The 13,658-nt window shown below is 70.7% G+C and carries 13 protein-coding genes; all 13 read right to left on the minus strand.

From position 1 onward, the window contains the following. Positions 1-9: 9 nt before the first annotated feature. On the minus strand, positions 10-222 hold the full coding sequence (locus RI211_RS11095) for a DUF2188 domain-containing protein (RefSeq protein WP_315637540.1): 213 nt from the start codon (positions 220-222) through the stop codon (positions 10-12). Then, positions 222-539 (minus strand): sugar ABC transporter ATPase, encoded by a 318-nt coding sequence (locus tag RI211_RS11100; RefSeq protein WP_187661827.1) that lies wholly within the window; start codon positions 537-539, stop codon positions 222-224. Before RI211_RS11100 ends, RI211_RS11095 begins: the two co-directional genes overlap by 1 nt. Positions 540-654: 115 nt before the next feature. Then, a complete protein-coding gene (locus tag RI211_RS11105; protein WP_315637539.1) occupies positions 655-1,440 on the minus strand; it encodes an SDR family NAD(P)-dependent oxidoreductase in 786 nt (261 codons plus the stop codon). A 108-nt stretch (positions 1,441-1,548) separates the two neighbouring features. Continuing rightward, positions 1,549-2,454, minus strand: coding sequence for a LysR family transcriptional regulator (locus RI211_RS11110; RefSeq protein ID WP_187661829.1), 906 nt, complete (start codon positions 2,452-2,454; stop codon positions 1,549-1,551). 59 nt (positions 2,455-2,513) lie between these two features. After that, complete coding sequence (locus RI211_RS11115) at positions 2,514-2,969, minus strand: DUF6389 family protein (RefSeq protein WP_315637538.1); 456 nt, start codon at positions 2,967-2,969, stop codon at positions 2,514-2,516. Then, complete coding sequence (locus tag RI211_RS11120; RefSeq protein WP_315637537.1) at positions 2,966-6,028, minus strand: hypothetical protein; 3,063 nt, start codon at positions 6,026-6,028, stop codon at positions 2,966-2,968. Before RI211_RS11120 ends, RI211_RS11115 begins: the two co-directional genes overlap by 4 nt. Before the next feature lie 37 nt (positions 6,029-6,065). Next, positions 6,066-6,419 carry a hypothetical protein gene (locus RI211_RS11125; RefSeq protein ID WP_315637536.1) on the minus strand — a complete coding sequence of 118 codons (354 nt, stop codon included), beginning with the start codon at positions 6,417-6,419 and terminating at the stop codon, positions 6,066-6,068. Positions 6,420-6,582: 163 nt separating this feature from the next. After that, on the minus strand, positions 6,583-8,046 hold the full coding sequence (locus tag RI211_RS11130) for a purine-cytosine permease family protein (protein WP_187661833.1): 1,464 nt from the start codon (positions 8,044-8,046) through the stop codon (positions 6,583-6,585). A 69-nt stretch (positions 8,047-8,115) separates the two neighbouring features. Further along, positions 8,116-8,874, minus strand: a complete 759-nt coding sequence (locus RI211_RS11135; protein WP_315637535.1) for an amidohydrolase family protein — start codon at positions 8,872-8,874, stop codon at positions 8,116-8,118. 11 nt (positions 8,875-8,885) lie between these two features. Further along, the gene (locus RI211_RS11140) at positions 8,886-9,758 is read right to left on the minus strand and encodes an amidohydrolase family protein (RefSeq protein ID WP_315637534.1); all 873 of its coding nucleotides are present in this window, start codon (positions 9,756-9,758) and stop codon (positions 8,886-8,888) included. 19 nt (positions 9,759-9,777) lie between these two features. Continuing rightward, the gene (locus tag RI211_RS11145) at positions 9,778-10,881 is read right to left on the minus strand and encodes a C45 family autoproteolytic acyltransferase/hydrolase (RefSeq protein ID WP_315637533.1); all 1,104 of its coding nucleotides are present in this window, start codon (positions 10,879-10,881) and stop codon (positions 9,778-9,780) included. Beyond that, positions 10,878-12,599: an amidase gene (locus RI211_RS11150; RefSeq protein WP_268777336.1), complete on the minus strand. Its 1,722-nt coding sequence runs from the start codon at positions 12,597-12,599 to the stop codon at positions 10,878-10,880. The genes RI211_RS11145 and RI211_RS11150 overlap by 4 nt, the downstream gene beginning before the upstream one ends. After that, positions 12,596-13,639: an agmatine deiminase family protein gene (locus RI211_RS11155; RefSeq protein ID WP_315637532.1), complete on the minus strand. Its 1,044-nt coding sequence runs from the start codon at positions 13,637-13,639 to the stop codon at positions 12,596-12,598. The genes RI211_RS11150 and RI211_RS11155 overlap by 4 nt, the downstream gene beginning before the upstream one ends. Positions 13,640-13,658 lie beyond the last annotated feature (19 nt).

Below are 13,658 nucleotides of genomic sequence, written 5' to 3' on the forward strand. Positions count from 1 at the left end.
CGTCCGGTATCAGGCGTCGTCCGGGTCGCCACCGTCGGTGATCGTGCCGGTCGGCTCGCTCTCCTCGATCTCATGGCGGGCGCCGTGCTCGGAGGCGAGCGCTTCACCCTCCTCGATCGCCTCGTCGCGGCTGGTGTAGCTGCGGGAGAGCTCCGGCGCGCCTTCCACCTCGTTGACCCACTGGCCGTTCTTCGAGCGGGTGACGATCGACGTGATGGCCATCAGACGTCCCCCGGCCCCAGGTCGCCCTGGCCTTCTTCGCCGAGATCGGCGAGGACCGGATCCTCCCCCTGGCTCTCCGGCTGCGGTGCGGAACCCGGCAGGTCCGCCGCCGGCACCTGGTCGTCGGGGTCCGGGATCTCATCCGGATCACGGCCCGTCGCGGTGGTCGCGTCCAGCTCCTCCGGCGTCGCGCCCTCGTCGAGGGCTTCCGTGCGCTCCCATTCCGCCTGAGCGGGATCGTTGCTCGGGTCGGCCTCGGTGGTCGCGTCGCCGTCGCGCAGCGGCTGACCGCCGACGTCGTCGGGTGTCGATTCCATGTCTCCTCCTTCGATCGGGCTGGCCCCAGTCTTCCTGCCGGAGCCGCAGTCATCGAGGGGCTTGAGGAGACCTCGCCGAGCAGCTAGGTTCCCGGAGCGTCGGGAGAGGGCGGGTTCAGTTGCGCCCGGCCATCACGCCGCCGTCCGCGTCCCAGACCGCTCCGGTCACCCAGCCGGCCCGGTCGGACAGCAGGAACGCGGCGACCTCGGCGATGTCCTCCGGGGTCCCCACGCGGCCCAGCGGGTGGAAGGCGTCGAAGCTCGACACCACCTCGTCGACCTCGTCCTTCGGGATGAAGCCTTCGTAGATGGGGGTGCGCACGACCGCCGGGGCGATCGCGTTCACGCGGATGCCGTGCGACGCCAGCTCCATCCCCAGGTGCTGTGTGAGCGAGTGCAGGCCGGCCTTGGCCATCGAGTACGCCGACGACGGCGTCGCGGAGATGGCCTGGTGCGCCCACATGGAACCGAGGGTGACGACGGCTCCGCCGCGGCCCTGCGCGACCATGCCGGAGACCACCGTCTGGGTGACGAAGAAGGTCGCCCGGTTGAGGTCCAGATATGCGTCGTAGTCGGCTTCGGTGTGCTCGAGGAACGGCTTCGGCGCGAAGACGCCCGCCGCGTTGACGAGGAGATCGGCGTCGGCGTGCTCCGCGGCGAGGCGGGCGCGGAGCGCCGCCACACTCGCGGGGTCCGTCAGGTCCGCCTGCACAGTGATGGCGTCGATGCCGTGGCTGACGAGAGACGCCCGCGCCGCCTCCAGCTTCTCCCCGCGCCGGCCGACGAGGACGACGGTCGCGCCCTCCCGTCCGATCCGCTCGGCGATGGCGAGACCCATCCCGCTCGTGCCCCCGATCACGATCGCGGTGCGTCCGGTGAATTCCCTGTCGAGCTCGGCCATTGTGCGGCTCCTCTCCGTCATGGACGGCGGGTGCCGTCTCGTCTCCACGCTACGAAGCGAGAGCCCGCCGCAGTAGACGAGCGCGCATGATGGAGTGATAACGACTCCTTATGACCGGACGGCGGCGGGATCCAGCGAGAGCGCGGCGGTGAGCTCGGCCAGGTCGTCGGCGAGCGGGGAGGAGGGATCCCAGACGGCCTCGTAGAAGATCTCCACGTCCATGCCGCGTTCACGCAGCGTGCGGTGCGGCGCGTCCGGGGACGCGAGCTTCGATCGCGGGATCACCGCCGTGCCGAGGCCGAGCTTGGCCCACTCCTCGAGCACACGGTAGGTCGCGGCCTCGCCGTCGTAGGCGCTCAGCGGAACGTCGTTCGCAGCGAAGAGATCGGTGGTGAAGGTCGTCAGCCCGCACGTGTCCGGCATCAGGATCAGGGGTGCGTCCGTCAGGTCGCTGAGCTCCACGGGGCCGTCCGGCGACGGCTCCTGGTCGACGACGACCACGGGCTCCGCGTCGACGATACGGTGCCGGAACCGCGGCATGGGGGCGACGGACGGGACGAGGATGAGGTCGAGCTCCCCGGCGGAGAGCTCGCGCCGCAGGTCGGCGACGTTCGCCTCGCGGAGGACGAGCTGCCGCGGCGCCGGAGAAGCGGGAAGTGCACACACGGCCGTGTAGGCACGAGCGACGATGGCCGGGTTCATGAGCGGGGAGACGCCGACCCGCACCCGTGCGTCGGCCGACCGGTTCCAGCGCGCGGCCTCGGCGGCCACCTGGTCCACGGCGAGGAGCGCGCGGTCGATAACCGGGAGCAGATGCGCACCGAACGCCGTCGGGACGACTCCGCGGGGCGAGCGCTCGAACAGGCGCTCTCCCAGACGGTCCTCCAGCTTGGAGATGCCCGTCGAGAGAGCGGGCTGCGTCACGCCGTAGGCACGCGCGGCGGCACCGAAGGAGTGCGTCTCGGAGACGGCCTGGGCATAGCGGAGGGCTTCGACGCTCACGCGGTCACTCATAACCCGACGTTATCACCGCGCGACGGGCGGTCGGGCCGTTCGCGGCAACCCGCGCCCGGTCAGGCGTAGCCGAGGTCTGGAGCGCCGACCCAGAAGAGGCCCTCCCGCGCGTCCGCGGGGAGGAGGCCTTCGATCCACTCGGCGACGACGACGAGGACGGCTTCCTCCAGGCGATCCCGCGTCCACCGGCGCGGGCGCGAGGGCACCGCGGGCTCCCAGCCGTCCGCGGTCCATTCGACCCCGAACAGATGGCGCTGCTCGTCGAGACGTCGGTCCAGCGCGAAGGCGTCAGCCCCCTCGAACCGGGCCCAGACGTCGAACGGGCCCTCGCCGTCCTGGTCGACGAAGACGTCGATAAGGATCGCCTCCACGCCGTTCTCCGCCTCGACGGCGGCGCGGTGCAGGTCCCCCAGTGCGGCGGCGACGCGCTCGCTCTCCGTGTCGAGCACGGTGCGCAGGGCACGGGCGTACGATTCCGCATCATCCACGCGCGCTCTGGGCTCTGCAGCGCTCATCGCTCCGGCTCCGTCCCGGTTTCGAGGTCCCTGCCCACGGCGATCTCGCGGATCGCCGACGCGAGCGCGTCCCTGGACCGTCCGTGCGGGAAGGGGCCGGCTGCGAAGTCCAGCAAGCTGCGGCCGTCGGGGAGAGCCGGCGTCGCGGGATCGACGTCGCCGTGCACGAGGAGGGTCCGCACCAGTGGCGCCAGCGCGGTCTCCTCCATGTCGCGATCCAGCAGCTGCACGAACGGATGACCCTCCGGGAGCGTCGCGACGGGTGTCGGGCCCGGGATCGCGCCCTTCTCGAGGAGGCGTCGCAGTACCGGCTCGTCCTCCGCGTCCAGCGTGGGGTTGGCGAAGAGGACGTTGACCGGGCTCAGGAACGACAGGGAGGAGGACGCGTCGAGGCGCTGGTCCAAGAGCCAGAGCGCGAGCTCGCGGCGGCGCTCCGGGTGCGGGTTACTGAGCGCGGCGTCGAGGAGGAACCGGTATCCCGGAGCATCGACGACGACGTCGAGGAGATCGTTGAGCGTGCCCGTGAGTGCGAGATCGGGGAACACCCCGAGGCCCGCGTAGACCTGCTCGATCTCCTCCCGCTCGGGCACCCGATCGAAGACGAAGCTCGCGTACGGCGCATCCAGCAGGGTCGGCGGCCCCATGCGGTCCCCCATCCGCAGCGCCCACTGGAGCTGCGGCACCCCCAGGGCTTCGGCGTAGATGGTCTCCAGGGGGTTCGTCGTGTCCACGTCGTCCGGGTCGAGGGCAGAGCGCACCCGTCGCAACATCCCTTCCGAGGCGCGCCAGTCGACGTCATCCCGCCAGAACACGGCGTGCACGGCGGGCAGGGTCGTCGCGCCGGGGAGGAGGCCGCCGGTCTCAGCGGGGCCAGGGGCCGAAGCCTCGCGATGCACGACCGGGAAGAACCCTCCCGGGTCTCGGTCCACCACGAGCGACAGCAGGTCGTCGGGCACCCCGCCGAACAGGGCGAGCTGTTCCTCGAAGGTGGGCTCGGGTCGCGCGGCGGCGTCGGGACCCGTCGGATGCGACAGGAGGAGGCCGCGCCCGTCGTGGGTGAAGTGCCACGTCCAGAAGTGGTCGCCGGTGCGGAAGCCGCCGCGCATCGCATCGGGGACGAGGGATGCGCCCGCGAGCGGCGGGCCGTTCCACGGCACGGGTTCGGACGCGGGGGCGCCGCCCACGAGGGCGGAGACGTCGGAGATGATCCGGGAGCGGATGCGGAGCTCCCAGGGACTGCTCCCCCGCGCGAGGTCGAGCACGGCGTCCGGTCGCGCGATGACGATGATGACTTCGGGGTCGTCGCCGTACGAGGGGTCGGGTGTCCCGGCGACGACAGCCACCGCGTGGCCGTTCACCCACCAGAGCGGCGCGGTGAGCAGTCCGGTGGCGCGCATGACACGGGTGAGCGGGCTGCGGCGATCGATTCCGGTCTTCTCGTTGCGGGCGTGGATCTCCCCCGCCGCTCCCCACCGTTCGCCCATGATGCGGATGAGGTCGTCTGCCCAGGCCTGGAGCGCATCGACCGTCCAACGCTCCCCCGAGGCGAGCACGACGCGGAGCGCCCGACCGTGGTCGTCGCGGAGCCCGCGTCCGCCGATCTCGAACGTCCGATCCGCCCAGTCGGCGTCCTCCGGCGAGCGCTCCCACCACGCTCTGGTGACGCGCTCGATGTCCGCCACGAGGTCGTGATGGTCGCCGCTCGTCGGTACCGCGTAGCCGAGGCGGTCCGTGTCGGACGGGCGGTCCTGCTTCGGGTACGGGCACGCGGCGAAGACCTGCTCGAACCAGGCGCGCCGCTCGTCGCCCTCCCGGGACATCTCGTCGAGGGTGAGCGCGCCCCCGAGGCGATACGGCTGCCGCACCGCGGCGCCGAAACCGAAGTCGTCCATGCCGAAGTCGTTGCGGCGGCCGATTTCCATGAGCGAGGGCGAGACGCACCAGTGCGCTCCGTCGAACCACACCGCGCCGGTGATGACCGGCACGGGTTCGTCGCCGAGCATGCGGAACTCCAGGTCGTGCTCCGCGACCGCGCCGCGGGCGTCCTCGCCACGGGCGGCGATGAGGGAACGGAGGTCGTCCGGCACCCTGTCGAGCATGCGAGCGGCCAGGATCAGCCAGGCCTCCGCCAGGTCCGCCTCCCGTTCGGACGAGTCCACGACGTCCGCCGCCTCGCCACCGTGCTGCTGCGCCACCTCGGCGAGGAACTGCGCCGGCGCTTCGTCCGCGAACGTCGACGTCGGGTCCTGGATGAGGACGAGGATGCGGCCGTCGTCCGTGAACGTCCAGACCGTCGTCACCCCGCTGCGCGACTGCAGGCTGAAGCGGGACGCCGGGACGTCGACATCGCGCAGCCGCACCTCCCCGGCGCCGAACAGCGTGCTCAGCAGCCAGGCGCGGCGTCGGAGCTCGAGCGGATGCTCGCCGTTCATGAGGAGGTCGTTGTGCATGTCCTCCTCGGGCAGGAGCGCGCTGAGGCTGCCGACGGCGTACTCCCGCGGCAGCACGACCATCGCCTGGCGCAGCATGCTCTGCCGCGGTTCGGCGTCCCAGTTCGTGACCAGCACGCAGTACAGATCGCCGCGGTCCCACATCTCCGCCTCCGGGATGCCGACCGAGACGAGGACGACGTCGAGGATGCCCTCCGGGTCCTGGTTCTCCCCCACGAGCGACGGCTTCCGGACCATCGGCGCGCCCCACGCTTCGTGCAGCGTCCGGCGCACGCCCTCCGTCCACTCCTCCGCGTAGGCGGCGAATCCGCCCTCGGGGACCACGAGGTCCGCGGGCGGGTTCGGCTGCAGCGACTCGTCGGCGTCGGGGTCGTAGCCGCCGAGCGGGAGCAGCCAGACTCCCTGCGACTCCTCGACCTCCACCCCCTCGAACGTGAAGGCCTCCCGCGTCTCTCCCGCGAGCAGGTGGGCGACAAGCCGGTCGAGGAACCCCGGGACCTCTTCCCTGCCGAACGGCGGTGTGTAGTACGGGAGGTCCTCCTCCGTCTCGTCGCTCGTGTCTGCGTCGTCCCTGCCGGTGTCGTCGACCATGCCCCACCCCGTCGTCATCGAAACAGCCTTGGGACGAGCATACGGACGCGTGGCGTCAGGCGTCCTCGGAGTCGATGAGCTCGAGGAGCTTCCGCAGCTCGTCCCTGACCTCCGTGTGGTCGTACTGCCCGGCGCGGCTCTCACCCGAGATCACGCCGGAGCGACGCACCTTCTGGAAGTCGCCGAAGGGAAAGCTGTACGCCTTCTTCGTCTCGGGGTTCTCGCTCTTGTCGATGCCGAGGTGCCAGTGGGCGAACTCCGTCCATCCGCGCTCGTCGATGAAGCGGTTCTCGTCTTCTGCGCTGGGCGCCGCCTCGGACCAGTCGTCGCGTTCGTCCCGCACGACCTTGCCGTCGCGGACGAGGGAGCGCGCGAGCTTCAGCGCCGGTCGGTTCAGTTCGATAGCCATGGGGGGAACGGTAGGACGCGGAGGGACGGTGCCGTACCCCCTTGACGGGGGATGCAGAAGGCCCGGAGACTCGTGCGGGTTTCCGGGCCTTCTCGGTTGGGCTGATGGCACAACGTGATCTGGCGCGGGTGGCCGAAGAGAGCACCCGCGGAGGCCCCCGGTCTCAGCCGCCGATCTGCGTGCGCACCGTCCGTCCTGCGAGCACGGCGTACAGGCCGATCGAGACCAGGAGTCCGATCGGCACCGAGAGGTCGAGCCCGCCCAGCGCCGCGCCGAGCGGGCCGGTCCACACCGTCGTCGACAGGAACATCGCGGTGGCGAAGCCACCGGCGACCACGGAGACGAGACCCGGGATGCCGAAGCCGCGGGTATACCAGAACCTACCGCCGGAACGTTCGTCGAACAGGTCGGTCCCGGAGTAGCGGTTGCGGCGCAGGACGATGTCGGCGACGTAGACGCCCATCGTGGGCACGGAGATGATCAGCAGGAACTGCAGCATCAGGTTGACGGCGCTGATCAGGTCGGATGCGACGACGAGCACGATCGTGAACGCGCAGCCGAGCGCACCGATGAGGATCGCGGAGGGGATGCGGCGGATCGGCACGCCGATCGACTGCAGTGCCATGCTGGCCGTGTAGGTCGTCATGCCGTTGAGCGAGATGCAGTTCACCAGGACGCCGAGCACGAACAGCGGGGCGAGCCAGACCGGCAGCTTCTCGAGCAGGGAGTACTCGATGCCGTTCGCGAGACTGTCTGGCCCGATGGAACCGCCCAGCACGACGCCGAAGGCGGTGATGAGCACCGCGGGGAAGAGCTGTCCCAGCGCGGTCGCGCCGATGATGCCGGACGCTGTGGTGTCGCGTGGCAGATAACGGGCCATGTCGGCGCTGTTGCTGAACGACAGCGGCGACGATGCCATCAGCGCGAACGCGATCGTGACGCTCACCCACAGCGGCAGCCCGCTGAGCGGCTCGGGCTGCGCGAACCCCCAATCCAGCGCGGGGGCGATGAAGCCGATGACGAGTGCGAAGATCACGAACAGCCCGATCGAGATCGCCAGGTAGGCCTTCAGGATGAGGGCGTGACCGTACACGGCGACGATCACGGTGATCGTCGAGACCACGACCGCCACCAGGATCGATGCCGCGATCGGATCGGGGAAGCCCCACCGCACGAGCAGTTCGCCGCCGATGAACGACGCCGCCACCCAGTTCAGCGCGAGGAAGACCCCCGAGATGAACCAGCCGTAGAACGCGATGACGATCTTGTTGCCGTGGATGCCGTAGATCGCACGCTGGACCACTGAGCCGGACGTGCCGGCTGCCGGTCCGGAGATGGCGACGATGCCCGGCAGCAGAGCGAGCACGCTCGACGCCAGAATCACGAGCAGCGCCTGCCAGATCTCCAGGCCGAGCACGAGCGTCATCGACGCGCCGACCGTGATGTTCAGCACGCTGACGCCCGGTGCGCTCCAGACGAAGAACAGATCGCGCGCTCTCCCGTGCCGTTGGGCGTCGTCGATGAGTTCGATGCCTCGGGTCTCGGGGGTGTTCGCGGAGTCGATGAACTCGGACTCGGATCCGGGCGCGACGGCACCAGGAGCGGGGATGGCGGATGTGTCGGACATGACGGTCCTTCCAGGACGGGCACCCACCTGCGTCAGTGCAGGGGGCGTTCGGGATTCAGGAGCGGAAGCTCATGGGCGCCGGTAGGCGACCTCGCCGTGCACGAGGGTGAGCAGCACGGCGCCGGTGAGCAGGTCGTCGGTCGGCGCGGACAGCGGGTCGATGTCCAGCACGGCGACGTTCGCGAAGAAACCGGGCGCGATCCGGCCGTAGGCGTCGTCGATCGCGCCGACGTAGGCCGCGCCGGACGTCGCCGCCGCGACTGCCTGCGCGGCGGTGAACGCGCGCTCGGGGTGGTACGGCGGCAGCGTGCGGTCGATCGAGGATCGCCCGGACATCGCGATGAACAGGTTGTGCAGCGCCTCGTGGGGTGCGGTGGGGGCGTCGGTGCCCAGCGCGACGGGAACGTCGACGTCGCGGAACCAGTTCCACGGGAAGCCGTCGTGAGCGCGCTGATCACCGAGCATCGCCATCCAGTTGTCCAGGATGGCGGGGTCGCAGTGCACCGGCTGCATGGAGGCGGCGATGCCGTGCGCGCGCATCCGTGCGACCGTCTCGGGCGCGACCGACTCCAGATGCTCGATGCGCGGCCGGCGGCCGGTGCCGGTGCCGTTCTCGCGCTCACAGGCCTCGACGAGGTCGACGGCGAGTGCGCTCGCCGCGTCTCCGATCGCGTGCATCGCGAGCTGCAGGCTGGCGCGGTCGGCGGCGATCGCGACCGGCGTCGCAGCCTCGCGGCTCCAGATCGGGTCGGCGTTCGAGCCGTCGGCATACGGACGCACCATCGCGGCGGTGCACGCGTCGATCACGCCGTCGAGGATGAACTTCACCCCGACGACCTTCAGCCACGGCGTGCCCGTGGCTGAAGGTCGTCGCGCAGCTGCACCGCACGCTCGACCTGCGCGAGATCGGCGGCCGGGTCGCCGGTGGAGCTCAGCCACCAGTGCGCGGTGACCGGGAACGGCAGCCGACCGTCGCGGTCGAGCCGACGCCGCAGCGCCGCGATCGACTGCTCTGTCATCCCCATGTCGGCGGCGCCGGTCACGCCGGCCGCCAGGTACGCGCTGAAGGCGAGGTCGAGGTGGCGGTCGACCTCCTCCTCGGTCCGGATGCCGTCGAGATACTCCGCCAGCAGATCCATGGCCGCGGTCTCGAGCAGGAACCCGGTCGCCTCTCCGTCCTCGTCCCGCACGACCTGGCCGCCGATCGGGTCGACGGTATCGCGGTCGATGCCTGCTGCGCGCAGCGCGGCTGTGTTCACCCAGGTGCTGTGCAGGTCGTTCGCATCGAGGAAGACCGGGATGTCGTCGATCACTTCGTCGATCATCGCCGCGGTCGGCTGGGTGACGCCATCAGGCAGCGCGTCGAACAGCCAGCTGACACCCTCGATGATCGTCGCGTCCGGGTTCATCGCCCGTGCCTCGAGCAGCCGCTGCTGGATCTGTGCCACCGAGGTGCAGTCGCGGAGTTGCACCTTGCCCTGCGCGTGGCCGAACATCGCCAGGTGCGCGTGCGCCTCGATGACACCGGGCATCACGAAGGCCCCGTCAAGGTCCACGACCGCGGCACCCTCTCCTGCCGCGGAGCGGACCTCCGTCTCCGTGCCGACAGCGAGGATGCGATCGCCGCGCACGGCGAACGCGGACTGCACCGGAGCATCCGCGAGCCCGTCGAAGACGATGGCGTTGCGATAGACGGTGGCGGTGTCGGTCATGGTGGTCCCTTCGATCGGGTCAGAGCGCGAGCGTCAGATGCGGGCGGGTGGCGGTTTCAGCCGGAGTGCCGTCGAGCACGTCGGCCCGACGACCGACGGGGTCGAGCACGACAGTGGCCAGGCTGGCCCACCGCTGTCCCATCGGAAGCGCGAGGTCGGGTAGGCAGGTCACCGGAGGCTCGCCGTCGCCGGTCACGAGCATCGTGCGCAGCTGCTCGGCATCCGTCGGTGCGCCGGCCGACAGCAGTCGGCCCCGCAGGAAGTCCCAGCGCTGACCGGAGTCGGGCTGGTACAGCCAGGTCTTCTCGTGCGCCGCTGGTTCTTCGGTGAGGAAGTGATTCGTGCGCAGCCAGGTGCCCTCGGTGATGGCGGGCGCGGAGAACACGCCTTCGGGGCTGATGTCGAGCAGCACGGCGTCGCCCGCGGCGTCGAAGAGCGCGAACGAGCCGGAGCTCGTGACCGGCGCCTCGCGCACCAGTTCGACGGCGTGCGCGACACTGGAGGCCTCCTCGAGCACGAGAGCGGCGAGCACGTGCATCGGGATGCCCTCGGGCCGGTCGGACCGATGCCCCAGGATGTTGAAGTGCAGCGCGACGCCGGCGCTGTTCACGCCGATCTTGCCGAGGATGCCGCATTCGGTGAGCCCGGCATAGTCGTGGACACCGCCGCGAGAGATGATCGTGTGCCAGTACGGCGCGATCTCCATGTGCCAGTCCCACGTCTGCACGCCGAGGGTGCGCGCGCGGCCGTCCGCATCGCGGATCGAGCGCACGATGGTCGAGCACTCTCCTGGCGGTACGGCGACGCTGCGGGACAGGATCTCCGTGCGGCCGTTCAATGCTGCGACGCGCCAGATCTCGACGTCCGCACCGGCGGCGATGCCCTCGATCTGCGCGCGCAGCGCCGGACGGTGGGCGTCGACCGCGTCGAGCAGCCGCTCGGCGTCGTCGCGCACGGTCTTCTCGTCGACGGCGCCGAGGCGGAAGAGCCGATCATACGCGGCGATCGTGCCGGGCAGAGCCGCGCGCAGCTGCATGCCTCGCTCGGCGCCGCGCCGGAGCGGATCCGCGGCATCGGCCGTGATCTGCAGGCGCCGCTCCGGGCGCGGGAAGGGCGACGTCACGAGAGTTCCTCTCCGGGAAGAGCGGGAGTGCGCGGCGGCGCGGTGCGGCGATCGCCGGTCGCCTCGAACGCGGCGGCGAGGCGCAGCAGGGCGGTGTCGTCCCAGCCGCGGCCCGCGATGGTCAGACCCACCGGCATCCCGATGTCTGCCATCGTGCCCATCGGCACCGTGACGGTCGGGATGCCGAGATGACGGATCGCGAGATTGCCGTTCGCGACCCACACGCCGTTGCGCCACCCCGCGTCGGCGGATGCCGGGTTCACGTCCATGTCGGCGGGGCCGACATCGGCGACGGCAGGGAAGATCACGGCGTCGAGGCCGAGCGCGTCCATCCACTCCTCGAGGTCGACGCGGCGGGTCTCCTCGAGCCCGCGCACACCCTCCTCGAGATGCGGGATGTCGGTGAATGAGGCGTACGGGCGCTCGCGGACGAGGGCCGGATACCCGGCGATCTCGTCATCGAAGCCGGTGTAGCGATCCGGGAGGGCACCTCCCGGATGCGGGAAGATGCGCGCGCCGTCGACGAGTTCGAGCCGATCGAGCGCGGGGTCGCCGTTCGCGCGCAGGAAGTCGTCCCACGCCCAGGCGGAGAGATCCTCGATCTCGGAGCGCAGGAACCGCTCGGACACCAGTCCCCTGGTGCTCACGGTCGGCGCCCCGGCGCGGTCGCCCTCGTAGTTGGTGACGACCGGGAAGTCGACGTCGACCACGTGGGCGCCGGCGTCTTCGAGGTCTCGGCGCGCCTGCTCCCAGAGGTCGATGACGGACGCCCGGGTCACGATGCCCTGCCCGGTCGCGCCTCCGATGGTGGTGCCGGTGCCGGCATCCGGATCGGCATTGACGTACATGCGCGGCACACCGAAGCGGCGGCCGGCGAGAACGGAACGAGGGTCGGCCGCGGCGAGGTCTCGGTACGACGACGGACGCACCTCGGAGGCCGCAGGAACACGCACCCACGGCTGGGCGCGCCAGAAGTCGCCGCGGACGTCGGCGTCGTCGGCGACGATCACGTCGAGCACCTCGAAGAGATCGGCCATCGTACGGGTATGCGGCACCACGACGTCCATCGTGGGCACCAGCGGCCAGTTGCCGCGCACCGAGATGACGCCGCGGCTGGGCGTGTATGCGCAGAGGGCGTTGTTCGACGCCGGTGCCCGACCGCTCGACCAGGTCTCCTCGCCGAGTCCGAAGGCAGCGAAGCTCGCGGCGGTCGCGGTGCCCGATCCGTTCGAGGAGCCGGATCCGAATGCGCTGGTCAGCCAGTCGGCGCTGTACGGACTCTCCGCCCGTCCGTACACACCGCGCTGCATCCCGCCGTTCGCCATCGGCGGCATGTTGGTCAGGCCGAGGCAGATCGCCCCGCCGGCCCTGAGCCGTTCGATCGTGAACGCGTCCCGCTGCGCGACCAGATCCGCGAACACCGGGGAACCGCATGCCGCGGTGAGCCCTGCGACGAGGTAGCTGTCCTTCGCCGTGTACGGGATGCCGTCCAGCGGGCCGAGCGAGTGCCGGGCCGCCCTGCGGGCATCGGACGCCGCGGCTTCGGCGAGGGCGTCGGGGTTGCGGACGACGACCGCGTTGAGCGCGGTCTCGGTGCCGGGTGCGTCGTACGCGTCGATACGGGTGAGATAAGCCTGCACCAGCGCGACGCTGGTAGCCGCACCGGTCTCGAGTGCTCGTCGCAGGTCCGCGATGGATGCTTCGACCACGTCGATCATGCGGGCGCCTCGCCCGTTGCCGGCTGCTGCTGGGTGATGCAGTGGATGCCGCCGCCGCGCGCGAAGATCGGGCGTGCGTCGACGGTCACGGTCCGTCGCCCGGGGTACGCGGCTCCGAGGATGTCCCGCGCACGGGCATCGGCGGCGTCCTCGCCGAACCCGCAGACGATCACGGCGTCGTTCACCACGAGGTGGTTGATGTAGCTCCAGTCCACGTAGCCCTCGTCGTCGCGGAGGGTCTCGGGGGCCGGGACGTCGATGATCTCGAGCGGGCGGCCCGCGGCATCCGTCTGGTCCTGCAGGAACGCCTTCAGCTCCCGCGTGACGACGTGGTCGGGGTGTCCCGCGTCGTCCTGACGGTGCAGCAGAACCCGGCCCGGAGCGGCGAACGCGGCGACGATGTCGACGTGTCCGTTGGTGCCGAACTCGTCGTAGTCGCGCGTGAGGCCTCGCGGCAGCCAGATGGCAGTGGTCGCGCCGATCGTGCGTGCGAGTTCGGCTTCGACGCGGCCTCTGTCGGCGTAGGGGTTGCGGTTCGGGTCGAGCTGCACGGTCTCGGTGAGCAGCACCGTGCCCTCGCCGTCGACGTGGATGCCGCCGCCCTCGTTCACGAGCACCGAACTGATGTGCTCGGCTCCGACGTGTGCGGCGACGATGCGCGCGACGCCGGCCGACACCTGCCACTCGGCCCATGCGGGCGCACCCCAGCCGTTGAAGATCCAGTCGACCGCGCCGAGGGAGCCCGGCCGGTCGTCGTCGAGGACGAAGGTCGGGCCGAAATCGCGCATCCAGAACTCGTCCAGCGGCGACTCGACGATCTCAACGGCCGAGCCGAGCATGTCCCGCGCCCGCGCCATCTCGGTCGGGTCCACGACCATCGTGACCGGTTCGAACTCGGCGATCGCCAGCGCGACGTCGGTCCACGCGCGGTACGCCGTGTCGCGCCAGGCAGCACCGTCGCCCAGGGTGACGCCCACGCGCGGAAACGCCATCCAGGTGCGTTCGTGCCGTTCGCCCTCGTGCGGCATCCGCCAGCCCATGTCATCTCCTTTGCCGACA

It is taken from the genome of Microbacterium meiriae (assembly GCF_032364335.1).
Lineage (GTDB): Bacteria > Actinomycetota > Actinomycetes > Actinomycetales > Microbacteriaceae > Microbacterium > Microbacterium meiriae.

Bases quoted from the DNA above. Each gene is read 5' to 3' on its own strand.
- RI211_RS11125 (WP_315637536.1), bottom strand. From the start codon at position 6,419: ATGGCTATCGAACTGAACCGACCGGCGCTGAAGCTCGCGCGCTCCCTC.
- RI211_RS11115 (WP_315637538.1), bottom strand. From the start codon at position 2,969: ATGAGCGCTGCAGAGCCCAGAGCGCGCGTGGATGATGCGGAATCGTAC.
- RI211_RS11095 (WP_315637540.1), bottom strand. From the start codon at position 222: ATGGCCATCACGTCGATCGTCACCCGCTCGAAGAACGGCCAGTGGGTC.
- RI211_RS11120 (WP_315637537.1), bottom strand. From the start codon at position 6,028: ATGACGACGGGGTGGGGCATGGTCGACGACACCGGCAGGGACGACGCA.
- RI211_RS11100 (WP_187661827.1), bottom strand. From the start codon at position 539: ATGGAATCGACACCCGACGACGTCGGCGGTCAGCCGCTGCGCGACGGC.
- RI211_RS11130 (WP_187661833.1), bottom strand. From the start codon at position 8,046: ATGTCCGACACATCCGCCATCCCCGCTCCTGGTGCCGTCGCGCCCGGA.
- RI211_RS11155 (WP_315637532.1), bottom strand. From the start codon at position 13,639: ATGGGCTGGCGGATGCCGCACGAGGGCGAACGGCACGAACGCACCTGG.
- RI211_RS11140 (WP_315637534.1), bottom strand. From the start codon at position 9,758: ATGACCGACACCGCCACCGTCTATCGCAACGCCATCGTCTTCGACGGG.
- RI211_RS11110 (WP_187661829.1), bottom strand. From the start codon at position 2,454: ATGAGTGACCGCGTGAGCGTCGAAGCCCTCCGCTATGCCCAGGCCGTC.
- RI211_RS11105 (WP_315637539.1), bottom strand. From the start codon at position 1,440: ATGGCCGAGCTCGACAGGGAATTCACCGGACGCACCGCGATCGTGATC.
- RI211_RS11150 (WP_268777336.1), bottom strand. From the start codon at position 12,599: ATGATCGACGTGGTCGAAGCATCCATCGCGGACCTGCGACGAGCACTC.